The 26,551-nt window shown below is 75.7% G+C and carries 3 protein-coding genes; all 3 read right to left on the bottom strand.

What is annotated here, in order from left to right; translation table 11 throughout:
• Window positions 1–12: 12 nt before the first annotated feature.
• Window positions 13–24,210 (bottom strand): type I polyketide synthase, encoded by a 24,198-nt coding sequence (locus ACFOSY_RS04845; RefSeq protein WP_394305450.1) that lies wholly within the window; start codon window positions 24,208–24,210, stop codon window positions 13–15.
• Window positions 24,211–24,584: 374 nt separating this feature from the next.
• On the bottom strand, window positions 24,585–25,337 hold the full coding sequence (locus tag ACFOSY_RS04850; RefSeq protein WP_394305451.1) for a futalosine hydrolase: 753 nt from the start codon (window positions 25,335–25,337) through the stop codon (window positions 24,585–24,587).
• Window positions 25,334–26,401, bottom strand: a complete 1,068-nt coding sequence (locus ACFOSY_RS04855; RefSeq protein ID WP_394305452.1) for a glucose-1-phosphate thymidylyltransferase — start codon at window positions 26,399–26,401, stop codon at window positions 25,334–25,336. The genes ACFOSY_RS04850 and ACFOSY_RS04855 overlap by 4 nt, the downstream gene beginning before the upstream one ends.
• Window positions 26,402–26,551: the final 150 nt, after the last annotated feature.

Below are 26,551 nucleotides of genomic sequence, written 5' to 3' on the forward strand. Positions count from 1 at the left end.
GCGGCGGGGTGCTCATGCGTCTCCCAGCTCGCGGTCGATCAGGTCGAAGAGGTCGTCCGGCGTCTCGACCCCGGCGAGTTCCTCGTCCGCCTCCGCCGGCGCGGTGGCGGTGGCGGCGGGGACCGGCGCGTCCTGCCAGCGGGCCAGCAGGTCCCGCAGCCGGGCGGTGACCCGTTCGCGGTCCTCGCCGTCCACGGCCGCGTCGTGCAGGGCGCTCTCCAGGCGGTCCATCTCGCCGAGCAGGGCCTGCGCGGTGCCGGGCGGCTCGGGCAGGTCGAGCCGGCTCATCAGGTGCCGTACCTGGGCGAGCGGCGTCGGGTGGTCGAAGACCAGCGTGGCGGGCAGCCGCAGGCCGGTGACCGCGCCGAGCCGGTTGCGCAGCTCGACCGCGGTGAGGGAGTCGAAGCCGAGTTCCTTGAACGTCTGGTCGGGTTCCATCGTGTCGGCCGAGCCGTGTCCGAGGACGGCGGCGGCCTGTTCGGCCAGGACGTCGAGGAGCAGCTGCTCGCGGTCGGCGGCGGACAGCGCGGCGAGCCGTTCGGCCAGGCTCTGCTCGGCCGCCGCGGTGGCGGCGGCCGCCGGGGCGGCGTCGGCGCGGCGGCGTACGGGGGTGCGCACCAGGCCGCGCAGCAGGACCGGCAGCACGTCGTGGTGGGCGCGCAGGGCTGCAGCGTCGAGGTCCATCGGCAGCAGGGCGGCCCGGTCCGAGACGGACGCGGCGTCCAGCAGGCGCATGCCCCGTGCCGGGTCCAGCGGGACCATGCCGGTGCGGGCGTGCCGTTCCCGGTCGGCGTCGGTGAGCTCGCCGGTCATGCCCGCGTCCGGCAGCCAGGTCCCCCAGGCGAGCGAGACGGCCGGGAGGCCGAGGGCGCGCCGGTGCTGGGCGAAGGCGTCCAGGAAGGCGTTGGCGGCGGAGTAGTTGGCCTGTCCTGCGCCGCCGAAGGTGCCGGCGACGGAGGAGAAGACCACGAACCGGGCCAGGTCCAGGTCGCGGGTGAGCTCGTGCAGGGCGACGACCGCGTCGGCCTTGGGGCGCAGCGCCTCGGCGAGCCGCTCGGGCGTCATCGAGGTGAGCACCCCGTCGGCGAGGACGCCGGCGGTGTGCACGACCGCGGTGAGCGGCCGGTCGGCGGGGATGCCGGCGAGGAGCGTGGCGAGCGCGCTGCGGTCGGCGACGTCGCAGGCGGCGACGGTCACCTCGGCGCCGAGGGCGGCGAGTTCGTCGCGCAGCTCGGCCGCGCCGGGGGTGCCGGGGCCGCGCCGCCCGGCGATCAGCAGGTGCTTGACGCCGTGCTCGGCGACCAGGTGGCGGGCGGTGGTCCGGCCGATGCCGCCGAGGCCGCCGGTGAGCAGCACGGTGCCCTCCGGGTCCGGGGCGACCGGCAGGGTCAGGACGACCTTGCCGATGTGCGCGGCCTGGCTGAGGTGGCGGAACGCCTCGGGGGCGCGGCGTACGTCCCACACGGTCGTCGGCAGCGGCCCGAGCACCCCGCGGTCGAAGAGCTCCACGAGTTCGTGCAGCATCTCGCCGATCCGGTCGGGTCCTGCCTCGATCAGGTCGAAGGCGCGGTAGTCGACGCCGGGGTGGTCGGCCGCGACCGTGTCCGGGTCTCGGACGTCGGTCTTGCCCATCTCCAGGAAGCGTCCGCCGCGCGGCAGCAGCCGCAGTGAGGCGTCCACGAACTCCCGGGCCAGGGAGTCCAGGACCACGTCGACGCCGCGGCCGCCGGTGGCGGTGCGCAGCCGCTCCTCGAAGCCGAGGTCGCGGGAGGAGGCGAGGTGGGCGTCGTCGAGTCCGGCGGCGCGCAGCGCGTCCCACTTGGCCGGGGACGCGGTGCCGTAGACCTCGGCGCCGAGGTGGCGGGCGAGCCGTACGGCGGCGGAGCCGACGCCGCCGGCCGCGGCGTGGACGAGGACGCTCTCGCCGGGCTTCAGCGCGGCGAGGTCGACGAGCCCGTAGTAGGCGGTGAGGTAGGTGATCGGGACGGTGGCGGCCTCGGCGAAGCTCCAGCCCTTGGGGATCGGCGCGACCATGCGCTCGTCGGCGACGGCGACCGGTCCGAACGCCCCTGCGAACATGCCCATCACGCGGTCGCCGGGGGCGACGGAGGTCACCTCGGCGCCGGTCTCGGTGACCACGCCGGCGCCTTCAAGACCGATGGCGGTGGCGTCGCCCGGGTACATGCCGAGCGCGGTGAGGACGTCACGGAAGTTGACGCCGGCGGCGCGCATCGAGATCCGTACCTCGCGCGGGCCGAGCGGTCCGGTGACCTCGGGGCAGGGCACGAGCCGCAGGCCGTCCAGGGTGCCCTGGCGCTCGACGCCGAGCCGCCACGCCTCGGTGCCGGCCGGCGGGACCAGGGCCCGGTCGGCGGCCAGCGGCACCACGCGCGGCGCGGTCACGACGCCCTCGCGCACGGACAGTTCGAACGCGGTGTCGCCGAGCGCGGCGGGCAGCGCGGCGGCGGAGGCGGCGGTGCCGTCGGTGTCGACGAGGACCAGGCGGCCGGGGTTCTCCGTGCGGGCGGAGCGCACCAGGCCCCAGACGGCGGCCTGGGCCGGGTCGGCGGGCCGGGGGCCGGCGGGCACGGCGTCGCGGGTCACGACGGCGAGCCGGGCCGCGGCGAACGCCGGGTCGTCCAGCCACCGCTTCAGGAACGCCAGGACCTCGCTCGTGGTCTCCCGTGCCCGCTCGGCCGGGTCGCCGTCGGTGACGGGCACGGCGTACAGGACGGTGTCCGGCACGCGCCCGGCGGCGAGGGCGTCCGCGTCGGGAGCGGCGGTGACGGTGTGCCCGGCACCGCGCAGGGCCGCGGCCAGCTCCTGGGCCTCGGCGGCGCCGGTGACCGCCCAGTCGGCCGGGGCCACTGCGGCGGAAGGCGCCGGGGAGCCGACCGGCTGCCAGTCCAGTTCGTACAGGCCCTGACGTTCGGGGCTGCCGACGGTGGCCCCGTCGAGGTCGCCGGTCAGTTCGCGCAGGGTGAGCGAGCCGACGAAGGCGACCGGCCGGCCGGCCGGGTCGGCGAGTTCGAGGGCGACGGACTCCGGGCCCCGCAGGGTCATGCGCACCCGCAGGGCGGAGGCGCCGACGGCGTCGAGCCGGACGTCGTTCCAGGAGAACGGGAGCCGTCCCGCGTCCTCCATCGGCACGAACATCACGGCGTGCAGCGCGGCGTCGAGCAGGGCCGGGTGCAGGTCGAAGGCGTCGGCGGCGGGGTCGGCGTCGGCGGGCAGACCGACCTCGGCGAAGACCTCCTCGCCGCGCGTCCACACCCGGGTCAGTCCCTGGAAGAGCGGGCCGTAGAGGTGGCCGCGGTCGGCGAACGCCTCGTAGAAGCCGTCGAGGGACACCTCTTCGCCGTCCTTCGGCGGCCAGGCGGTGAAGTCGTACGCGGCAACGTCCGAGGAGTCGGCGGCGGACGTGAGCAGGCCGCTGACGTGGAGGGTCCACGGGTCGTCGGGGCCGGCGTCGTCGCGGCGGCCGTGCACGGTCAGCGGGCGGGCGCCGGTGGCGTCCGGCGCCTCCACACGCACCTGCACCTGAACTCCGCCGCGCTCCGGCAGGGTGAGCGGGGTCAGGATGGTCAGCTCGGCGACGTTCTCGCAGCCCGCCTGCGCCCCGGCGTGCAGCGCGAGGTCGAGGAAGCCAGTGGCCGGGAACAGGGCGGTGCTGGTGAGGGCGTGGTCCTTCAGCCAGGGGCTGGAGTGCAGGGAGAGCCGCCCGGTGAGGAGGTGGGTGTCACCGTCGGCGAGGGTGACGGCCGCGCCCAGCAGCGGGTGCGTGCTGGCGCCGAGGCCGGCGGCGGTGACGTCCCCGAGCAGGGCGGGCGGCCGGGGCCAGAACCGGCGGCGCTGGAAGGGGTACGTGGGCAGCTGTACGACACGGGCGCCGGCGCCGTCGAAGAGGCGGGGCCAGTCCACGTCCACGCCCTTGGCGAAGGCGCGGGCGGCGGTGTCGAGCAGGGCGCCGGTCTCCTCGCGGTCCTTGCGCAGCGACGGGACGAAGAGGACGTTCCCGCTGTTCTCCCCCAGGCAGGTCTGGGCGAGGGCGGTCAGGGTGCCGTCCGGGCCGATCTCCCAGAACCGGTCGGCCCCGTGCTCGGCCAGCCAGGACACGCCGTCGTGGAAGCGGACGGGCTGCCGGACGTGGCGGACCCAGTACTCGGGGTCGGTGAGGAGACCGGGTTCGGCGGCCTGTCCGGTGACGGTGGAGACGACGGCCATGGTCGGCTCGGCGTAGGTGAGGCCCGCGGCGACCTCGCGGAACGCGTCGAGCATCGGGTCCATGAGCGGCGAGTGGAAGGCGTGGCTCACGCGCAGGCGGGTCGTGCGCCGTCCGGCGGCGGCGAGTTCGGCGGCCACCTCGGCCACCGCGTCCTCCGCACCCGAAACGACCACGGAGCGCGGGCCGTTGACCGCGGCGATCCCGGCGTCGGTCCGGCCGTCGAGCAACGGGAGTACCTCGTCCTCGGCCGCCTCCACCGCGAACATCGCACCGCCTGCGGGCAGTTCCTGCATCAGCCGGCCACGCGCGGCCACCAGGGCGCACGCGTCGTCGAGGGAGAACACCCCGGCCACGTGCGCCGCGGCGATCTCGCCGATGGAGTGACCGGCCAGGAAGTCCGGCCGCACGCCCCAGGACTCGAGCAGCCGGAACAGCGCGACCTCGATGGCGAACAGCGCGGGCTGGGTCCAGGCGGTCATGTTGAGCCGCTCGGCGTCGTCACCGAGGACGATGTCGCGCAGCTCCTCGCCGATGTGCGCGCACACGGCGTCGAAGGCGTCGGCGAACACCGGGAAGGCGTCGTACAGTTCACGGCCCATGCCGGGACGCTGGGCGCCCTGCCCGGAGAAGAGGAAGGCGGTCCTGCCCTGGCCGCGATGGACGCCCGTGACGGTGTGCGGTCCGGTCTCCCCGTCGGCGAGCAGCCGCAGTCCGTCGGTGAGGGCGGCGCGGTCGACGCCGAGCACGACGGCCCGGTGCTCGAAGACGGTGCGGGTCGCGGTCAGGGAGAGGCCGATGTCCGCGGGGGTGAGATCGGGGTTCTGCCCGGTGTGGGCGAGGAGCTGGGCGGCCTGGGCGCGCAGCGCGTCGCGGCTGCGAGCGCTGAGGACCCAGGGCAGGAGGCCGTGGGTGACGGCCGGGCTCTTCGGTTCCTCGACCTCGTGTTCCTCGTCGGTGGCGTCCTCGACGGCTTCGAGGACGACGTGGGCGTTGGTGCCGCTGATCCCGAAGGACGACACACCCGCCCGCCGCGGACGGTCCCCGGCCGTGGACCACTCGCGCGCCTCGGTCAGCAGCTCCACCGCGCCCTGATCCCAGTCCACGTGCGAGGACGGCGCGTCCACGTGCAGCGTCGCCGGGAGCACCCCGTGCGCCATCGCCAGCACCATCTTCATCACACCGGCCACACCGGCACCCGCCTGCGTGTGACCCACATTCGACTTCACCGACCCCAGATACAGGGGCCGTTCGGCGGGACGGTCCTGCCCGTAGGTGGCCAGCAGCGCCTGCGCCTCGATCGGGTCACCCAGCCGGGTGCCCGTGCCGTGCGCCTCCACCGCGTCCACGTCGGCCGCAGTCAGCCCCGCGTCCGCCAGCGCGGCACGGATCACCCGCTGCTGCGAGGGGCCGTTGGGCGCGCTCAAGCCGTTGGACGCACCGTCCTGGTTGACCGCGCTGCCCTTCACCACCGCGAGCACCGGATGCCCGTTCGCCCGCGCGTCCGACAGCCGCTCCACCAGCAGCAGACCGCCGCCCTCGGAGAACCCGGTGCCGTCCGCCGCGTCCGCGAACGCCTTGCAGCGCCCGTCCGCCGCCAGACCCTGCTGACGGCTGAAGTCCACGAACAGACCCGGTGAGGCCATGACCGTGATGCCGCCGGCGAGCGCGAGGTCGCACTCCCCCGCGCGCAGGGACTGCACGGCGAGGTGCAGGGCGACGAGGGACGCGGAGCAGGCGGTGTCGACGGTGACGGCCGGGCCTTCGAGGCCGTAGGTGTAGGACAGCCGGCCGGAGACGACGCTGGCGGCGGTGCCGGTCAGCATGTAGCCCTCGAAGTCCTCGCCGGAGGCGGCGAGCATGCCGGTGTAGTCCTGGCCGTTGGTGCCGGCGAAGACGCCGGTGCGGCTGCCGCGCAGGCTGCGCGGATCGATCCCGGCCCGCTCGAAGGTCTCCCACGCCATCTCCAGCAGCAGCCGCTGCTGCGGGTCCATCGCGAGGGCCTCACGCGGCGAGATGTTGAAGAAGGCCGGGTCGAAGTGGCCCGCGTCGTCGAGGAAGCCGCCGGTGCGGGTGGCGACCGTGCCCGTGGTGCCGGACTCGGAGTCGAAGAGGGCGTTCAGGTCCCAGCCGCGGTCCTCCGGGAAGGGCACCAGGCCCTCCTCGCCGGCCAGCAGCATGGTCCAGAGCTGCTCGGGGGTGTCGACCCCGCCGGGGAAGCGGCAGCCCATGGCCACGATGGCGATCGGGTCCTCGTCGGCGGGGGCCCGCCGTACGGGCTCGGCCGTGGCCTGCTCGGCGGCGGCGCCGGTGTCCACGGCGATCTCCGCGAGCAGGAAGTCGGCCAGGGCCCGGCAGGTGGGGTGGTCGAAGACGAGCGTGCTGGGCAGGCGCAGGCCGGTGACGCGGTTCATGCCGTTGCGCAGTTCGACCGCGGTGAGCGAGTCGATGCCCAGGTCGGTGAAGGGGCGGGCGGGGTCGACGTCGTCGGCGGAGGCGTGGCCGAGGACGCCGGCGACGTGCCGGCGCACGATGTCCAGGACGGCGTCCGCCCTCTCGTACGCGGGCAGGGCGGCGACGTGGGCGGACAGCGACGAGATCTCGGTGGCCGCGTCGGCCGCCGCGCCGGTGCGGGCGGCGTCCAGGGCCCGCCGCGCGGCGGGCAGTTCGTCGAGCAGGGTGCTGGGGCGGGGCGCGGTGAACGAGGGCGCGTAGGTGTCCCAGCGCAGGTCGGTGACGACGACGTGGGTGTCGCCGAGGTCGAGGGCGCGGCCGAGGGCCTGGCAGGCGGTGGCGGTGTCCATGGGGTGGACGCCGTGGCGGCGCATGCGCTCGCCCGCGGCGTCGCCGACCATGCCGCCGTCGGCCCACAGGCCCCAGGAGACGGCGGTGGCGGGCAGGCCCGCGGCGCGGCGCTCGGCGGCGAGGGCGTCGAGGTAGGCGTTGCCGGGGGCGTAGTTGCCGAGGCCGGCGCCGCCGAGGACGCCGGCGGTGGAGGAGAACAGGACGAAGGCGGAGAGGTCCAGGTCGCGGGTGAGGTCGTGCAGGACACGGGCCGCGGTGGCCTTGCCGCGCAGGACGCCGGTCATGCGCTCGGGGGTGAGGGAGTCGATCACTCCGTCGTCGAGGGAGCCGGCGGCGTGGAAGACGGCGTCCAGCGGCTGGCCGGCGGGCAGGCCGGCGATCAGTGCGGTGAGGGCGTCCCGGTCGGCGGCGTCGCAGGCGGCGAGGGTGACGTCGACGCCGCGGGCGGCGAGTTCGTCGCGCAGGTCGGTGGCGCCGGGCGCGTCGGCGCCGCGGCGTCCGGCGAGCACCAGCCGGGTGGCGCCGCGGTCGGCCAGCCAGCGGGCGACGTGCCGGCCGAGGGCGCCGGTGCCGCCGGTGACCAGGACGGTGCCGCGGGGGCGCCACGGTTCGGCGGGTTCGTCGGCGCCGGGGGCGTGGACCAGGCGGCGGCCGAAGGCGCCGGAGGCGCGCAGCGCGATCTGGTCCTCCTGGCCGGGGTCGGCGAGGAGGGCGGCCAGGCGGGTGCCGGTCCGGGTGTCGAGGTCGGCCGGCAGGTCGATCAGGCCGCCCCAGCGCTCGGAGTGCTCCAGCGCGGCGACCCGGCCGAAGCCCCAGATCATGGCCTGGGCGGCGACGGGCGCGGGGTCGGCGGTGCCGACCGCGACGGCGCCGCGGGTGGCGCACCACAGGGGGGCGTCGACGCCGTGGTCGCCGAGGGCCTGGACGAGGGCGAGGGTGGTGGCCAGGCCGACGGTGACGTCCGGCACGGCGGGGTGGTCGCGGGTGTCGAGGGCGAGCAGGGAGAGCACGCCGGCGGGCCGGTCGGTGTCGGCGGTGCCCGCCGCGAGCAGGGCGGCGAGTCCGTCGCGGTCCGGCGCGCCGTCGGGGAGGACGATCCGCCGTACGGTGCGGGCGCCGCCCGCGGTGAGGGCGTCGGCGACCCGGTCGGCGGTGGCGGTGTGCCCGGCCGTGGCGGCGGGGGCGACGAGCAGCCAGGTGCCGGTGAGGGTGGCGGCGCCGGGCGTGAGGGGGCTGAAGGTGACGGCGTAGCGGAGGGCGTCGGCGGTGGCGCGTTCGCGTCCGGACTGCCGCCACTGCGACAGCGCGGGCAGCAGGTCGGACAGCGGGGCGTCGGCGGGCAGGGCGAGGGCCTCGGTGAGGCCGCGCAGGTCCTCCTGCTCGACGGTCTCCCAGAAGCGGGCCTCGACGGAGTCGGCCGCCAGGTCGTTCCCGGTGCCGGCCGGGGCGGTCTCGCGCACGGCGGGCCAGTAGCGGCGGCGCTCGAAGGGGTAGGTGGGCAGGTCGGTGCGGACGGCGCCGGTGCCGGCGAACACGGTCTCGAAGTCGACGTCCACGCCGTGCAGATGGGCCTCGGTGAGCGCGGTGAGGAACTGCCGCAGCCCGCCCTGGTCCCGGCGCAGGGAGCCGAGGACGGCGCCGTCGACGCCGGCCGCGTCGAGGCTGTCGCGCAGTCCGACGGCGAGCACCGGGTGCGGGCCGACCTCGACGAAGGTGCGGTGTCCGGCGGCGATCAGGCCGCGGACGGCCTCCTCGAAGCGGACGGTCTCCCGCAGGTTGGTGTACCAGTAGCGGGCGTCCAGGGTGGTGGTGTCCAGCCAGTCGCCGGTCAGGGAGGAGCGGAAGGGGATCTCGCCGTCGCGCGGCTCGAGACCGGCCAGGGCGTCCAGGACGGCGTCCTCGATCTGCTCGACCTGCGGGGAGTGGGAGCCGTAGTCGACGTTGACCTTGCGGGCGCGTACGCCGTCGGCGACGAGTGCGGCGTGCATCTCGTCCAGCGCCTCGGCCTCGCCGGAGACGACGCAGGAGGTGGGGCCGTTGACGGCGGCGAGGGCGAGACGGCCCTCCCAGGGGCTCATCCGGGCGCGGGTGTCGTCGGCGCTCAGCGGCACGGACAGCATGCCGCCGGTGCCGGCGATGCGAATGAGGGCGCGGCTGCGCAGGGCGACGACGCGGGCGCCGTCCTCCAGGGAGAGCGCGCCGGCCGCGCAGGCGGCGGCGATCTCGCCCTGGGAGTGGCCGACCACCGCGGCGGGGCGGACCCCGTGGGCCCGCCACAGGGCGGCGGTGGCGACCATCACGGCCCACAGGGCGGGCTGGACGACGTCGACGCGGCCGAGGTCGGCGGCGTCCTCGTCGCCGCGCAGCACCGCGCTCAGCGACCAGTCGACGTACGGCGCGAGCGCCTGCTCGCAGCGTTCGATCCACTGGGCGAACTCCGGCGACTCGGCGAGGAGTTCGCGGCCCATTCCGGCCCACTGGGCGCCCTGTCCGGGGAAGACGAGGACGGGTTCGGTGCCGCCCGGGACGGCGTCGGCGAGCAGGGCGGGCGCGGTGAGCGGCCCGTCGGCGGCCAGGACGGCGAGCGCCTCGTCGAGGGCGGCGGTGTCGTCGGCGAGGACGGCGGCCCGGTGGGTGAGGGCGGCGCGGCCCACGGCGAGGGTGTAGCCGAGGTCGGTGAGCGGGGTGCCGGGTCTGGCGCGCAGGTGGGTGCGGAGCCGGCCGGCCTGCGCGCGCAGTGCGGCGGGGGTGCGGGCGGACAGTACGACGGGCACGGCGGGCAGTTCGGCCGTGGCGGGCGGCCGTACGGCCGTGTCCTCGGGGGCCTGTTCCACGATGACGTGGGCGTTGGTGCCGCTCATGCCGAACGCGGACACGCCGGCGCGGCGCGGGCGGCCGGTCTCGGGCCAGGGCCGCTCCTCGGTGAGGAGTTCGACGTGTCCGGCGCTCCAGTCGACGTGCGGGGTGGGGTTCTCGGCGTGCAGGGTGCGGGGCAGGACGCCCTCGCGCAGCGCCGCCACCATCTTGATGACGCCGCCGACGCCGGCGGCGGCCTGGCTGTGTCCGATGTTGGACTTCAGCGAGCCCAGCCACAGCGGGCGGTCCTCGGGCCGGTCCTGGCCGTAGGCGGCGAGGAGGGCCTGGGCCTCGATGGGGTCGCCGAGGGTGGTGCCGGTGCCGTGCGCCTCGACGGCGTCCACGTCCTGCGGGTTCAGTCCGGCGGCGGCGAGGGCCTGGCGGATGACGCGCTGCTGGGAGGGGCCGTTGGGGGCGGTGAGGCCGTTGGAGGCGCCGTCCTGGTTGAGGGCGCTGCCGCGCACGACGGCGAGGACGGTGTGTCCGTTGCGGCGGGCGTCGGAGAGCCGTTCGAGGACGATCATGCCGACGCCCTCGGCCCAGCTGGCGCCGTCGGCGTCCGCGGAGAACGGCTTGCAGCGGCCGTCCTCGGCGAGGGCGCGCTGACGGCTGAACTCGATGAGGGAGCCCGGCGTCGACATCACGGTGACGCCGCCCGCGAGGGCGAGGGAGCACTCCCCCTGGCGCAGGGCCTGCGCGGCCAGGTGCAGGGCGACCAGGGAGGAGGAGCAGGCCGTGTCGACGGAGACGGCCGGGCCCTCCAGGCCGAGGGCGTAGGAGATGCGGCCGGACAGGACGCTCGGCGAGTTGCCGGTGCCGACGTAGCCCTCGAAGTCGTCGTCGGACGCGGCGAGGATCGTGACGTAGTCCTGATAGGTGACGCCGGCGAAGACTCCGGTGTCGGAGCCGCGGGCGCCCGCCGGGTCGACGCCGGCCCGCTCCAGGGCCTCCCAGGAGACCTCGAGCAGCAGGCGCTGCTGCGGGTCCATGGCGAGGGCCTCGCGCGGGGAGATGCCGAAGAACGCCGGGTCGAAGTGGCTGGCGTCGTGCAGGAAGCCGCCCTCGCGGGTGTACACGGTGCCGGGGTGGTCGGGGTCGGGGTGGTAGAGCCGTTCGGGGTTCCAGTTGCGGTCGGTGGGCAGCGGCGAGATGCCGTCCGCCCCGGCGCGCAGCAGGTTCCAGAGGTCCTCGGGGCTGTCGACGCCGCCGGGGTAGCGGCAGGCCATGCCGACGATGGCGATCGGGTCGTCGTCGACGGGGCGCCGGACGGCGGCGACGGGGGTGCCGGCCGCCGCGGTGCCGAACAGGTCGTCGTCGAGGTGTGCGGCGAGCGCGGCGGGGGTGGGGTGGTCGAAGACGAGGGTGGCGGGGAGCGTGACGCCGAGTGCGGCGCTGAGGCCGTTGCGCAGCTCCACGGCGGTGAGGGAGGTGAGGCCGAGGTCGTTGAAGGGCCGGGCGGGCTCGATCTCGTCGGCGGTGGCGTGGCCGAGGACGGCGGCGGTGCGGTCGCGGACGGTGGTGAGCAGGGTGCGGACGCGTTCGGCGGCGGGCCGGGCGGCCAGGCGTTCCAGCATGCTGCCGGCGGGCTGGGTGCGGGCTGCGGCGCGCCGGCGGACCGGTTCGGCCGCCGGGGCCGTCTCCCGGGGGGCGGGCGCGGTGGCGGGCGTGCTGCCGCCGGGCACCGGGCGCATCAGCAGGGAGCCGACGGCGAGGACGGGGTCGCCGACCGCGTCGGCCGCGGTGAGGGCGAGGGTGTCGGGTCCGGTGCGGTCGAGGCGGACGCGCAGGGTGGTGGCGCCGGTGGCGGACAGGCTGACCTGCTGGGCGGAGAACAGCACGCGTCCTTCGCCGAGGCCGTCGAACACGCCGAGGCCGAGCGGGTGCAGGGCGGCGTCCAGAAGGGCCGGGTGCAGGTCGTGGCGGGTGGCCTCGTCGGCGGCCGAGGCGGGCAGTTCCACTTCGGCGTACACGGCGGTGTCGTCCTGCCAGGCGGCGCGCAGGCCGCGGAAGACGTGTCCGTAGTCGAGTCCGGCCTCGCGCAGCCGCGTGTACAGGTCGTCGGTGGGCAGTTCCGCCGCGCCGGGCGGCGGCCAGGCGGTGAGGTCGTGCGACGGGAGGGGGCCGGTTTCCGTGGTGAGGACGCCGTCCGCGTGGCGGGTCCAGTCGGCGTCGGCCGCGGGCCGCGTGTACACGCCGAAGGGGCGGTCGCCGCGGGCGTCGGGGGCCTCGACGCGGACCTGGAGGGTGACGCCGCCGTGCTCGGGCAGCGGCAGGGGGTTCTGGAGGACCAGTTCGCGGACCTGCGGGCGGCCGGCGAGGGCGCCGGCGTGCAGGGCGAGGTCGAGGAAGGCGGTGCTGGGCAGGACGGCGGTCCCGCCGATGCGGTGCGCGGCGAGCCAGCCGTTGCCGGCGGCGGTCAGCCGGCCGGTGAGCAGCAGGGTGTCGTCGACCGCGGAGGGGACGACCGCGCCGAGCAGCGGGTGGCCGGCGGCGACGAGTCCGGCGGCGGCCGGGTCGCCGGCCGCGGTGGTGGACGCGATCCAGTACGGGCGGTGCTGGAAGGCGTAGGTGGGCAGGTCCACCGGGCGGGAGCCGGGGGCGGTGGCGGCGAGCAGGGCGGGCCAGTCGACCGGGACGCCGCGGGTGTGCAGGGCGCCGGCGGCCAGCAGCAGGGTCTCGGCCTCGTCGCGGTCGTCGCGCAGCGTGGGCACGGCGAGCGGGGCGGCGCCCTGCCAGGCGTTCTGGGCGAGGGCGGTCAGGGTGGCGTCGGGCCCGAGCTCCACGAGGTGGGCGGTGCCCAGCTCCTCGAGGGCGGCCACGCCGTCGGCGAACCGCACGGTGTGCCGCACGTGCCGCACCCAGTACTCGGGGTCGGTCAGTTCGCCGGGAGCGGCGGAGCGGCCGGTGAGGTCGGAGACGACGGGGAGGCCCGGTTCGGCGTAGGTGATGCCGGCGGCGACCTCGCGGAAGCCGTCGAGCATCGCGTCCATGCGGGGCGAGTGGAAGGCGTGGCTGACGCGGAGCCTGGTGGTCCTGCGGCCGAGGGCGGCGAAGTGGGCGGCGACGGCGTCGGCCGCGTCCTCGTCGCCGGCGACGACGACGGAGCGGAGGCCGTTGACGGCGGCGAGCGACACGGCGTCCTCGCGCCCGTCGAGCAGCGGCAGGACCTCCTCCTCGGCCGCCTCGACCGCGATCATCGCCCCGCCCTCCGGCAGGGCTTGCATCAGCCGTCCGCGGGCGGCGACCAGACGGCACGCGTCGGGCAGGGAGAACACCCCGGCCACGTGGGCGGCGGCGAGTTCACCGACGGAGTGGCCGATGAGGTGGGAGGGGCGTATGCCGAAGGACTCCAGCAGCCGGAAGAGGGCGACCTCCACGGCGAACAGGGCGGGCTGGGCGTACTCGGTGCGGTCGAGGTCGCCGGAGTCGGGGTCCGCGACGACCTCGGCGAGCGGCCGCGGCAGCAGTCCGTCGAAGTGCCCGCACACGGTGTCGAAGGCGTCGGCGTAGGCCGGGAAGGCGTCGTACAGTGCGCGGCCCATGCCCGGACGCTGGGTGCCCTGTCCGGCGAAGAGGAAGGCGGTGCCGCCCCCGGTGAGGGCGGTGCCCTGAGCGGGGTTGCCGCCGCGGGCGAGGGTGTCGCCGGTGACGACGCCGGGTGCGGTGCCGTCGGCGGCGAACGCGGCGAGGGCGGACAGCAGGGCGTCGCGGCCGGTGCCGGTGACGACGGCGCGGTGCTCCAGGGGGGCGCGGGTGAGGGCGAGGGCGTGGGCGACGTCCTCGGCGTGCAGGCCCGGGCGCGCCTCGAGGTGGGCGAGGAGCCGGACGGCCTGGTCGCGCAGCGCGGCCGGGCCGCCCGCGGACAGCGTCCAGGCGACGGCGCGGTCGGGGCGCGCGGCGGGCAGGGCCGGGCGGGCGGGCTCGGCGGGCGGTTCGGCGACGATGACGTGCGCGTTGGTGCCGGAGACGCCGAAGGCGGAGACGCCGGCGCGGCGCGGGCGGTCGCCCGCCGGCCAGGCCACGGGCTCGCTCAGCAGCCGCACCTGTCCGGTGCCCCAGTCCACGCGGGAGGAGGGACGCCCTGCGTGCAGGGTGCGCGGGAGGAGGTTCTCCCGCAGGGCGAGGACCGTCTTGATGATGCCGACGGCGCCCGCGGCGGCCTGGGTGTGGCCGAAGTTGGACTTGACCGACCCGAGCCACAGCGGCCGGTCGTCGGGACGGTCCTGGCCGTAGGCGGCGAGGAGGGCCTGGGCCTCGATGGGGTCGCCGAGGGTGGTGCCGGTGCCGTGCCCCTCGACGGCGTCCACGTCCTGCGGGCGCAGTCCGGCGGCGGCGAGGGCCTCGCGGATGACGCGCTGCTGGGCGGGCCCGTTGGGGGCGGTCAGGCCGTTGGAGGCGCCGTCCTGGTTGACGGCGGTGCCCTCGACGACGGCGAGGACGGGGTGGCCGTTGCGGCGGGCGTCGGAGAGCCGTTCCACGACCAGGACACCGACGCCTTCGGCCCAGCCGGTGCCGTCGGCGTCGTCGGAGAACGCCTTGCAGCGGCCGTCGGGCGCGAGGCCGCCCTGGAGGCTGAACTCGACGAACGCCCCGGGCTCGGCCATGACGGTGACGCCGCCGGCCAGGGCCAGGTCGCACTCCCCGGACCGCAGCGACTGCACGGCGAGGTGCAGGGCGACCAGGGAGGACGAGCAGGCGGTGTCGACGGTGACGGCCGGGCCCTCCAGGCCGAGGGTGTAGGAGACTCGTCCGGACACCACGCTGCCGGCCTGGCCGGTGAGCAGATGTCCGCCGAGTCCCTCGGGCACCTCGGTGAGCCCGGTGGCGTAGCCGGAGCTGCCGGCGCCGGCGAAGACGCCGGTGCGGGACCCCTTCAGCGCGGTGGGGGCGATACCGGCACGTTCGAGGGCCTCCCACGAGGTCTCCAGGAAGAGCCGCTGCTGCGGGTCGAGGGCCTGGGCCTCGCGGGGGCTGATGCCGAAGAACGCGGCGTCGAAGGCGGAGGCGTCGGCGAGGAATCCGCCGGCCAGGGTGTCGCTGGCCTCCCGCAGGACCGTGAGGTCCCAGCCGCGGTCCTCCGGGAACCCGCCGACGGCGTCGCCGCCGGACGCGAGCAGCTCCCAGAGCCGGTCGGGTCCGTCGACGCCGCCGGGCAGCCGGCAGCCCATGCCGACGATGACGACCGGGTCGGTGCCGGTGGCCGTCACGGCCGTCGCCGCCCGGCGTTCTCCCGTCCCGTACGCCTCGCCGTACGCCTCCGCGTACATCTGCTCGTGCAGGTGGGCGGCGACGGCGGCCGGGGTGGGGTGGTCGAAGACGAGGGTGGCGGGCAAGGCGACGCCGGTCTCCGCGGTGAGGTCGTCGCGCAGTTCGACGGCGGTGAGCGAGTCGAAGCCCATGTCGCGGAAGGCACGGCCCTCGGCGACGGCGGCCGGGTCGGTGTGGCCGAGCGCGACGGCGGCGCGACGGCGCACGAGGTCCAGCAGGGCGGCGGTGCGCTCCTCGGCGGACAGCGGGTCGAGCCGGTCGCGCAGCGCGCCGCCCGCGCCGATGGTGCCGGAGGTGGTGGCGCCGGTACCGGTGCCGGCCGGCGCGGCGGCCTCGGTCAGGTCGGCGAGCAGGGGGCTGGGGCGGCCGGTGGTGAAGGCGGGCACGAACCGTGCCCAGTCGACGTCGGCGACGACGACGGCGGTGTCGCGGGCCACGAGCGCACGGTCGAGCGCGGTCAGTGCCGCGTCCGGGTCGAGCGCGCGCAGTCCGCGGCGGCGCAGCGTCTCCTGCGCCTGCGGGTCGGCGGCCATGCCGGTGCCGTCCCAGGGGCCCCAGGCGACGGCCGTGCCGGCCAGACCGCGGGCGCGGCGGCGCTCCACGAGGGCGTCGAGGTGGGCGTTGGCGGCGGCGTAGGCGGCCTGTCCCCCGCTGCCCCACACGCCGGCGACGGAGGAGAAGACCACGAAGGCGGACAGGTCGCTGTCGCGGGTGAGGGCGTCGAGGTGGTCGGCCGCGTCGGCCTTGGCCCGCAGGACGGCGGCGAGCCGGTCCGGCGTGCAGCCGGTGATGACCTCGTCGTCGAGGACGCCGGCGGCGTGCACCACGGCGTCGACGGGGTGGGCGGCCAGCAGCCGGGCCACGGCATCGCGGTCGCCCGTGTCGCAGGCGACGACGGTGACCTTCGCGCCGAGCCGGACGAGGTCGGCGCGCAGAGCATCTGCGCCGGGGGCTTCGGGGCCGCGACGGCTGGTGAGGACCAGCTCACGGGCACCGCGCGCAACGGCCCAGCGGGCGACGCGGGAACCCAGCGCGCCGGTGCCGCCGGTGACGAGAACACGCTCCGGCGCGGTCCACTCCCCGGTCGCGGCCGACACGGGCGCGGGAGCGGGGACGAGCCTGCGGGCGTGCGCGGTGCCGCCGCGGACGGCGACCTGGTCCTCGGCGCCCGAGGTGAGTACGGCGGCGGCGCGGGTGAGCGCACGGCGGTCCGGGCGGGCGGGCAGGTCGAGCAGCCCGCCCCAGCGGTCGGGGTGTTCCAGTGCGGCCACGCGGCCCAGCCCCCACACGGCGGCGGCACTCGGCTCGACGACGGCCTCCGTGCCGGCGCCGACGGTGACGGCGCCGCTGGTCAGCAGCCAGAGGGGCGCGGTGAGGCCGGCGTCGGCGTGGGCCTGCACGACGGCCAGCGTGGTGGCGACACCGGGCAGGCCGGAGAGCACACCGGCGAGCGGGGCGCCTCCGTCGGCGGTGGCGGCGTCGCTGAGCAGGGCGGCCAGCGTGGCCCGGTCGGCGTCGGCGGGACAGGTCAGGCGCTCGATGTCGGGGAGGAACTCCTCGATGCCCGGGAGTGCGGTGTCGCCGGCGCCGGACGCGGAGTCGTCGGCCGGCTGGAGCAGCAGCCACCGGCCGGTGTCCTCGCCGGCCCGGACGCCGGCGGAGTCGAGACGCCGCCACCGGACGCGGTAGCGCCAGGAGTCGGCGACGAGCTGTTCCGTCTGGAGGCGCCGCCAGGCCGACAGGGCCGGCAGCACGGTGCCGAGGGTGGCGTCGTCCAGGTGCAGGGCGTCGGCCAGTTCACGGGCGTCCCCGCGTTCGACGGCCTGCCAGAAGGCGTCCTCGGCGGGCGCGACGGCCCCGCCGGACGCCCCGGCCTCGACACGCCGGGGCTCGGGCCAGTACCGGCGGCGCTGGAAGGCGTACGTGGGCAGCGGAACGGTACCGACGGCACCGAACATCGCGGCCCAGTCAACCGGGGCGCCCGTGGTGTGCAGGGTCGCGAGTGCGGCGACCAGGGCGTCCGTCTCGGACCGGTCCTTGCGCTGTACGGCCACGCAGACCAGGTCGGTGGTGTCGTCGAGGGTGGCGCGGGTGAGGGGGGTGAGGGGGGCGTCGGGGCCGAGTTCGACGAAGCGGGTGACGCCTTCCGTCGCCAGGGTGGTGACGCCGTCGGCGAAACGGACTGCGTCGCGGACGTGGTGGACCCAGTAGTCGGGGGTGGTCAGCTCGCCGTCGGCGGCGAGGCGTCCGGTGACGTTGGAGACGACCGGGATGGTGGGGGCGTTGTAGGTGAGGGTCGCGGCGACCTGACGGAAGTCCGTCAGCATCGGCTCCATCAGCGGTGAGTGGAACGCGTGGGAGACGCGGAGGCGGGAGGTGCGGCTGCCCTGCGCCGCCAGAGTCTCGGCGATCTCCGTCACGGCGGCCTCGGTGCCGGCGAGGACGACGGCCTTCGGGCCGTTGACCGCCGCGAGCGACACCTCGGCCTCACGGCCGTCGAGGAGGGGCAGGACCTCGTCCTCGGCCGCCTCCACCGCGATCATCGTCCCACCCTCAGGCAGGGCCTGCATCAGCCGACCGCGCGCGGTCACGAGGGCGCAGGCGTCCTCCAGGGACAGCACCCCGGCCACGTGCGCGGCCGCGATCTCACCGATCGAGTGCCCGCCCACGAAGTCGGGGCGCACGCCCCAGGACTCCAGCAGCCGGAACAGCGCGACCTCGACCGCGAACAGCGCGGGCTGCGTCCACTCCGTACGGCCCAGCCGCTCCGCGTCACCGCCGAAGACAACGTCCTTCAGTTCCGCGCCGACGTGCGCGCACACCGCGTCGAACGCCTCCGCGAACACCGGGAACGCCTCGTACAGCTCACGTCCCATGCCCGCGCGCTGCGCGCCCTGACCGGAGAAGAGGAAGGCCATGCGGCCCTCGGTGACGGCACCGACGGTGACCTGGGCGACGGACTCGCCGTCCGCCAGGGCCGTCAGGCCGGACAGCAGTTCCTCGCGGGAACGGCCGCGTACGACGGCGCGGTCCTCGAAGGGGGTACGGGTGGTGACCAGCGCCGACGCGATCTTCAGCAGGTCGGTGTCAGGGGCCGACCGTACGGTGTCGAGCAGTCGCGCCGCCTGTGCGCGCAGCGCGTCGGCGCCGCGTCCGGACAGCGCCCAGGGGATGACGGGCAGGGTGCTCGGTTCGGCGGGCTCGGCGGGAGCGGCCGTCTCCTGGGGTGCTTGTTCGAGGATGATGTGGGCGTTGGTGCCGCTCAGTCCGAACGAGGACACACCGGCACGACGAGGACGCACCACCGACGGCCACGCCTGACGCTCCGTCACCAGCCGCACCGCGCCCGTCGACCAGTCCACCTGCGACGACGGCTCGTCCACATGCAACGTCGCCGGCACGACCCCGTGCCGCAACGCCTCCACCATCTTGATCACACCGGCCACACCAGCGGCCGCCTGCGTGTGACCGAAGTTCGACTTCACCGACCCCAGGTACAGGGGCCGCTCGTCGGGCCGGTCCTGACCGTAGGTGGCCAGCAGCGCCTGCGCCTCGATCGGGTCACCCAGCCGTGTACCCGTCCCGTGCGCCTCCACAGCATCGACGTCGGATGCGGTGAGCCCGGCGTCCGCGAGCGCGGCACGGATCACCCGCTGCTGCGACGGGCCGTTCGGCGCCGTCAGCCCGTTGGAGGCACCGTCCTGATTCACCGCCGAGCCGCGCACGACCGCCAGTACTCGGTGGCCCTTGGCCTGGGCGTCCGACAGCCGCTCCACCAGCAGCACGCCGACGCCCTCGCCCCACCCGGTACCGTCCGCGTCCTCCGCGAACGCCTTGCACCGGCCGTCCCCCGCCAGACCTCCCTGACGGCTGAACTCCACGAACGCGCCCGGCGTCGACATCACCGTCACACCGCCCGCGAGTGCGAGATCGCTCTCGCCGGACCGCAGGGACTGGACCGCCAGATGCAGAGCCACCAGGGACGACGAGCAGGCCGTGTCCACTGTGACCGCCGGACCCTCCAGGCCCAGGACGTACGCCAGCCGGCCCGACAGCACACTCGCCGCGCTCCCGGTGCCGACATAACCGCCGAAGTCACCCTCCGACATGCCCAGCAGCGCCGGATAGTCCTGCCCGTTGGTACCCGCGAACACCCCGACCCGTGCGCCTCGCAGCGACCGCGGATCGATCCCCGCCCGCTCCACCGCCTCCCACGACGACTCCAGCAGAAGCCTTTGCTGCGGATCCATCGCCAACGCCTCACGCGGCGACACCCCGAAGAACTCCGCGTCGAAACCGTCGACGCCGTCGAGGAAACCACCGCGCGCGGTGTGGCTGGCGTAGGCGTTGTCCGGGTCCGGGGCGAAGAGCAGGTCGAGGTCCCAGCCGCGGTCGTCCGGGAAGTCGGTGATGCCGTCGCGCCCCTCCTCCAGCAGGGCCCACAGGCTCTCCGGGGAGTCGACGCCACCGGGGAAACGGCAGGCCATCCCGACGATCGCCACCGGCTCGTCCGCCGCCGCCGTGACCGGGGCGACGGTCGTGACGACGGTGCCGGTGTGGATGTCGCCGAAGAGTTCGTCGTACAGGTGAGCGGCGAGGGCCTGCGGCGTCGGGTGGTCGAAGACCACCGTGGCCGAGAGGGTGAGGCCGCAGACGGCGGCAAGGGTGTTGCGCAGTTCGACCGCGATCAGCGAGTCGACGCCGAGGTCGCGGAACGCCAGTTCCGCACCCACCTGCCCGGGGCCGGCGTGGCCGAGGGCGGCGGCGGCACGGGTGCGCACCTCGGTCAGCAGCTCGCGCCGGCGGTCCTCGGGGGTGAGGCCGGCGAGGCGGTCGCGCAGTGCCGTCGAGGCGGGGGCGGTGCGGGTCTCGGCGGGGCGGTCGTGGACCTCGGCGAGCAGCGGACTCGGGCGGACGGCGGTGAAAGCGGCGCCGAAGCGGTTCCAGTCGACATCGGCGACCAAGGACGCGGAAGGGCCTCCGGCGGCCTGGGCCGCGAGGGCCTCCAGGGCCCGGTCGGGGTCGAGCAGGCCGACACCGCCGCGCACCTGGCGGCCTTCGGCTCCGGCGTCGGCGGCCATGCCGCCGCCGGCCCAGGGGCCCCACGCGATGGACTTGGCGGGCAGGCCCGCGGCCCGCCGCTGCTCGGCCAGGGCGTCCAGCACGGCGTTGGCGGCGGCGTAGTTGCCCTGCCCGGCGGAGCCGACCGTTCCGGCGAAGGAGGAGAACAGGACGAAGGCGGAGAGGTCGCGGTCCCGGGTCAGTTCGTCCAGGTGCCGCGCACCGGTGACCTTGGCCGCGAAGACGGAGCGGAACGCTTCCGGGGCGAGGCCGTCGAGCACCCCGTCGGCGATGACTCCGGCCGTGTGCACCACGGCGTCGACCGGATGGGCGTCGAGCAGTTCGCGGACGGCCTCACGGTCCGTCAGGTCCACTGCGGCGAACGTGACGTCGGCTCCCAGCCGCCGCAGGTCCTCGCCGAGGGCCTCCGCGCCGGGGGCCTGCGCGCCGCGCCGGCTGACGAGGAGGAGGCGCTCGGCTCCCTGCTGTGCGGCCCAGCGGGCCACCCTGGCTCCCAGCGCTCCGGTGCCGCCGGTCACCAGGACGGTGCCGGCCGGCTGCCAGGCCGCTTCCGCGGACGGGGCCGCGGAGATCAGTCGGCGGGCGAAGGTGCCGTCGGCGCGGACGGCGACCTGGTCCTCGCGCGGGTACGAGGGTTCCGTGCTCCCCGTGCGGCGCGTGCCGTCCGTGCTGTCGGCGAGCAGGGCGACGAGCCGCTCGGCGGAGCGCCGGTCGAGCTGAGGCGGAAGGTCGACGAGACCGCCCCAGCGGTCGGGGTGTTCCAGGGCGGCCACGCGACCCAGGCCCCAGACGGCGGCCTGCGTGGGGTCGGACGCCGGGTCGTTGGCGTCGGCGGCGACGGCGCCGCGCGTGAGCGTCCACAGCGGAACCTCGACACGGGCGTCACCGAGGGCCTGGAGGAGAACCAGGGTCGCGGACGCGCCTGCGGTCATGTCGTCCGCCGGACCGTCGACGGCGGGCACGGACAGGACCCCGGTCACCGGGGCGTCCTCGACGGCGGCGGTGATGCGACGGGAGAGTTCGGTCCGCCTGTCCAGGTGGTGCTGCTCGACGGTGACCACGTCGGCCCCCGCCTCGTGCAGCGCCGTGGTCAGCGCGTCGTGCCAGGTGTCGTCGCCGTCGAGCGGGGTGGACCGGACGAGCAGCCAGCGGCCGGACAGGCGTGCCGTTCCGGGAAGCCCCTGGGCCGGGGTCCAGATGATCTCGTGGTGCGGCCCGGACCGCAGGGACGGGACGGCCGCGCCGTCCTCGGTGTACGAACGCTCCAGCCAGTAGCGGTCGCGCCGGAAGGCGTAGGTCGGCAGGTCGACGACGTCGGCGCCCGGGAGGAGCGCGGGCCACGACACCGCCGCCCCGTGCAGGTGGAGGCGGGCGAAGCCACCCACCAGGTGCCGGACTTCGGCTCCCTGCTTGCGCTGGACGGGCAGGAAGAGCATCCCCCGGTCGTCCGGCACGCACGTGCGGGCGAGGGCGGTGAGGGTGGTGTCCGGGCCGACTTCGACGAACCGGGTCACGCCTTCCGCCGCGAGGGTGCTCACACCGTCGGCGAAGCGGACGGCCTCGCGGACGTGGCGGACCCAGTAGTCGGCGGTGGTCAGCTCGCCATCGGCGGCGAGGCGGCCGGTCAGGTTGGAGACGACCGGGATGGCCGGAGCGGCGTAGGTCAGGCTCTCGGCGATCTGGCGGAACTCCGCCAGCATCGGCTCCATCAACGGCGAGTGGAACGCGTGCGAAACACGGAGACGGGAGGTACGGCAGCCCTGTGCGGCCAGAGCCTCAGCCACGTCGGTGACAGCCGCCTCGGCACCGGCGAGCACCACGGCCCGCGGGCCGTTGACCGCCGCCACCGACACCTCGCCGGTACGGCCCTCGAGCAGCGGCAGCACCTCGTCCTCGGCCGCCTCCACCGCGACCATCACCCCGCCCTCCGGCAGGGCCTGCATCAACCGCCCGCGCGCGGTCACCAGCGCACAGGCGTCCTCCAGCGACAGCACCCCGGCCACATGCGCGGCCGCGATCTCCCCGACCGAATGCCCGCCCACGACGTCCGGGCGAACACCCCACGACTCCAGCAGCCGGAACAACGCCACCTCGACCGCGAACAGCGCGGGCTGCGTCCACTCCGTACGCCCCAGCCGCTCCGCGTCCTCACCGAAGACGACGTCCTTCAGCTCACCCCCGACCTGCGCGCACACCGCGTCGAACGCCCCCGCGAACACCGGGAACGCCTCGTACAGCTCACGCCCCATCCCCGCACGCTGCGCACCCTGACCCGAGAACAGGAACGCGACCTTGCCCGGCCCCTGGGCGGTGCCGGTGAAGACGTCGGCGGCGGCTTCGCCGCGCGCCAACGCCTCGACGGAGGCGACGAGTTCGGCTCGGTCGGCGCCCACGACCGCGGCGCGGTACGGGTGGGCGGTGCGGGTCGTGGCGAGCGAGGCGGCCACGTCGTAGGGGTCGGCGTCCGGCCGGGTGGCGAGGTGGTCGGCCAGGCGGCGGGCCTGGGCGCGCAGGGACTCCTCGTCACGGGCGGACAGGACCCACGGCAGGGCGGGAAGGGCCGCTCGCGGCTCCGGGGCGGCAGCCTCGTCGCCTTCCTCGGCCGCCGGCTGCGGGGCCTGCTCGACGATGACGTGGGCGTTGGTGCCGGACACGCCGAAGGCGGAGACGCCGACGCGGCGCGGGTGGTCGGTCTCCGGCCAGTCGTGCTTTTCGGTGAGGAGCTGGACGTGGCCGGCGTCCCAGTCGACGCGGGTGGAGGGCCGTTCGGCGTGCAGGGTGGGGGGCAGCACGCCGTGGCGCAGGGCGAGGACGGACTTGATGACGCCGACGACGCCGGCGGCGGCCTGGGTGTGGCCGAGGTTGGACTTGGCCGAGCCGAGCAGCAGGGGCCGGTCGGCGGGGCGGCCCTGGCCGTAGGTGGCGAGCAGTGCCTGCGCCTCGATCGGGTCGCCGAGCGCGGTGCCGGTGCCGTGTGCCTCGACGGCGTCGATCTCGGCGGCGGGCAGTCCGGCGTTGGCGAGGGCGGCGAGGATGACGCGCTGCTGGGACAGGCCGTTGGGGGCGGTGAGGCCGTTGGAGGCGCCGTCCTGGTTGACGGCGCTGCCGCGCACGACCGCGAGCACGGGGTGGTTGTTGCGGCGGGCGTCGGACAGGCGCTCCACGACGAGGATGCCGGCGCCCTCGGCCCAGCCGGTGCCGTCGGCGTCGTCGGAGAACGCCTTGCAGCGGCCGTCGCCGGCGAGGCCGCCCTGGCGGGCGAACTCGTTGAACGCGCCGGGGCTGGACATGACGGTGACTCCGCCGACGACCGCCAGGGAGCACTCGCCGGACCGCAGCGACTGGGCCGCCAGGTGGAGGGCGACCAGGGAGGAGGAGCAGGCGGTGTCGACGGTGACGGCGGGCCCCTCCAGGCCGAGGGTGTAGGCGACGCGGCCGGAGAGGACCGACATGGAGTTGCCGGTGAGAAGGTGTCCGCGGACGTCGTCGGGCACCTCGGTCAGACCGGAGGTGTAGCCCTGGTCGCTGCATCCGACGAAGACGCCGGAGCGGCTGCCACGCAGGGTGGCCGGGTCGATGCCCGCGTGTTCGAGGGACTCCCAGACGACTTCGAGCAGCAGGCGCTGCTGCGGGTCCATGGCGAGGGCTTCGCGCGGGGAGATGCCGAAGAAGGCGGGGTCGAAGCGGTCCGCGTCATGGACGAAGCCGCCCCGGCGATGGCCGGGGTCGGAGTCGGAACCGAGGGCGGTGGGCCAGCCGCGGTCGGCGGGCCAGTCCGTCACCGCGTCCGTCCCGGAGACCAGCAGGTTCCAGAAGTCGTCCGGGGTGCGCACGTCTCCGGGCAGCCGGCAGCTCATGCCGACGACGGCGATGGGCTCCTGGTCGCGGGCCTCCAGCTGCCGCAGCTTGCGGCGCGTGGTGTGGAGATCGACGGTGACCCGCTTGAGGTAGTCCCGAAGCTGCGCTTCCTTCGTCATGGACTGCCCCCATGCTGTTCGGTTCGATGACGGAACGGGTGGTGCCGCGGGGAGGTCGGGTGCCGGACCGGACGCCCGGTGGTCCAGTCGTCCGGTGGGTCCGGTGGCCCGAGGGGTGGGCCCGGCCGGTGGTGATCTCCTCGTGCGGTGGGGACAGCATGACCCGCGCGGTCACCCGATTTCGGCTCCCGGCGGGGTTGTCTGGGGAAACCCTTGGAAATCGTCCGCGCCTCGCTGTTCGCGCAGGCCGGAGCGTCGTATCGGACGCGGCCGGAGCACCGTACGGGATACGGGCCGGAGCGTCGGATCCGATCCGGCCGCGGCGCTCCATGGCCCGGCCGGGGGGCCTCGCCGCCCCGGCGGCCTGCCCGCGGTCAGCTGTAGGGCGGCGGAGCGCCCCGCGTGAGCACGGTGTGCAGGACCCCGAAGGCGTCGCGCAGGGCGGCCAGGGCCTCCTTGACTCGCCAGGCGGAGCGGTCGCGCGGGCCGACCGCGTTGGAGACGGTGCGGATCTCCAGGAACGGCGTGCCCTGGCCGGCGGCGGCCTCGGCGGCGCCGAAGCCCTCCATCGCCTCGGCGGCGGCCTGGTGACGCTCGCGCAGTTCGGCGGCGCGTTCGGCGGTGCCGGTGGCGGTGGAGACGGTCAGGACGGGTGCGTGGACGGCGCCGAGGCCGCGGGCGACGGCCGCGGCGAGGTGGGGTGCGCTGCGGTACTCGGTGGCGCCGAAGCCGAGGGTGTCGACGGACAGGAAGCCGTCGGGCGAGTCGGCGCCCAGGTCGGCGGCGACGACCCGGTCGGCGACGACGACGGACCCCAGGGCGGCGACGGGGGCGAACCCGCCCGCGATGCCGGCGGAGATGACGAGGTCGTAGGGCTCGTCGCGGGCCGCCGCCGCGGTGAGCGCGGCCGCGGTGGTGGCCGCCGACGCGGCGGGGCCCACTCCCCCGGCGACGAGGTCGGCGCGGATCGGCCGGTGGCCGAGGCCGGCGCGGCCCGTCGTGACGCGGACGGTGTTGCGTCCCGGAGTCGGGGGCGGCGGGCAGGTGCTGACAGGGCAGAGCCCGCGGGCCGCGGCGTCGCGTTCGGCGGCGACCGCGGTGACGACGAGGAGACGGATGGCGCTCATGAGGAGATCTGGACCTGCCCGTGGTCTCCGATCACGAGGCGGTGGGTGGCGGGCAGCCGGGGCGCGAGGGTGACCTTGACGTCCCGTCCGACCAGGGAGGCCTCGACCCGGCGGATGCCGTCGAAGGACGCTCCTCGCAGGAGGATGGAGTACTCGATCTCGCTGTGGCTGATCCGGCAGTCCTCGGCGACCGACGTGGAGGGTCCGACGTAGGAGTCGGTCACGACGCTGCCCGCGCCGATGATGGCGGGGCCCACGATCCGGGAGCGCCGGACCTGGGCGCCGTTCTCGATCCGGACCCGCCCGATGATTTCGCTCTCCTCGTCCACGAAGCCGTCGACGCGGGGCTGGAGACGCTCCAGGAGGGTGCGGTTGACCTCCAGCATGTCGGTGACGTTCCCGGTGTCCTTCCAGTAGCCGGTGATGACCGTGGAGCGCACGGTCATCCGCTCGTCGATCATCCACTGGAGGGCGTCGGTGATCTCCAGCTCGCCGCGCGGGGAGGGCCGGATGGCGCGGACGGCGTCGTGGACGACGGGGGTGAAGAGGTAGACGCCGGCGACGGCGAGGTCGCTGCGGGGCGCCTTCGGCTTCTCCTCGAGGTCCACGACGTTGCCCTGGTCGTCGGTCACGGCCACGCCGAAGGCGCTGGGGTCGCCGACGCGGGTGAGCAGGATCTGCGCGTCGCAGGGGTTCTTGCGGAACTCGTCGACGACGTCGCCGATGCCGTCGAGGACGAAGTTGTCGCCGAGGTACATCACGAAGTCGTCGTCGCCGAGGAAGGGGCGGGCGATGAGGACCGCGTGGGCGAGCCCGAGGGGTTCGCTCTGCGGGATGTAGGTGACGTCGAGGCCGAAGGCGGAGCCGTCGCCGACCGCGGCCTCGATCTCGGCGGCGGTGCTGCCGACGATGACGCCGACCTCGGTGATGCCGGCGGCGGCGATGGACTCCAGTCCGTAGAAGAGGATCGGTTTGTTGGCAACCGGGACCAGCTGCTTGCTGGACGTGTGGGTGATCGGTCGCAGTCGCGTACCGGATCCCCCCGCGAGCACAAGAGCCTTCACTGTTCCCTCCAGGTGACAGAGGTGGGCGGCCGACGCCGCCAGGGGCGTTCCGGCCGTGTGTGGAGCGGATTCGGCGGGTGGGACGCGCGCGGGTCGTGCGGGCGCCGGGGGCCTGGTGGTGGGGCGGGTCCGGGCGGCCGGCGGCTGCGG

This window comes from Streptomyces lusitanus (assembly GCF_042647945.1).
GTDB classification, from domain to species: domain Bacteria; phylum Actinomycetota; class Actinomycetes; order Streptomycetales; family Streptomycetaceae; genus Streptomyces; species Streptomyces pseudogriseolus.

Coding starts and splice junctions, on each gene's coding strand:
- ACFOSY_RS04845 (WP_394305450.1), bottom strand. CDS start 24,210: ATGACGAAGGAAGCGCAGCTTCGGGACTACCTCAAGCGGGTCACCGTC.
- ACFOSY_RS04850 (WP_394305451.1), bottom strand. CDS start 25,337: ATGAGCGCCATCCGTCTCCTCGTCGTCACCGCGGTCGCCGCCGAACGC.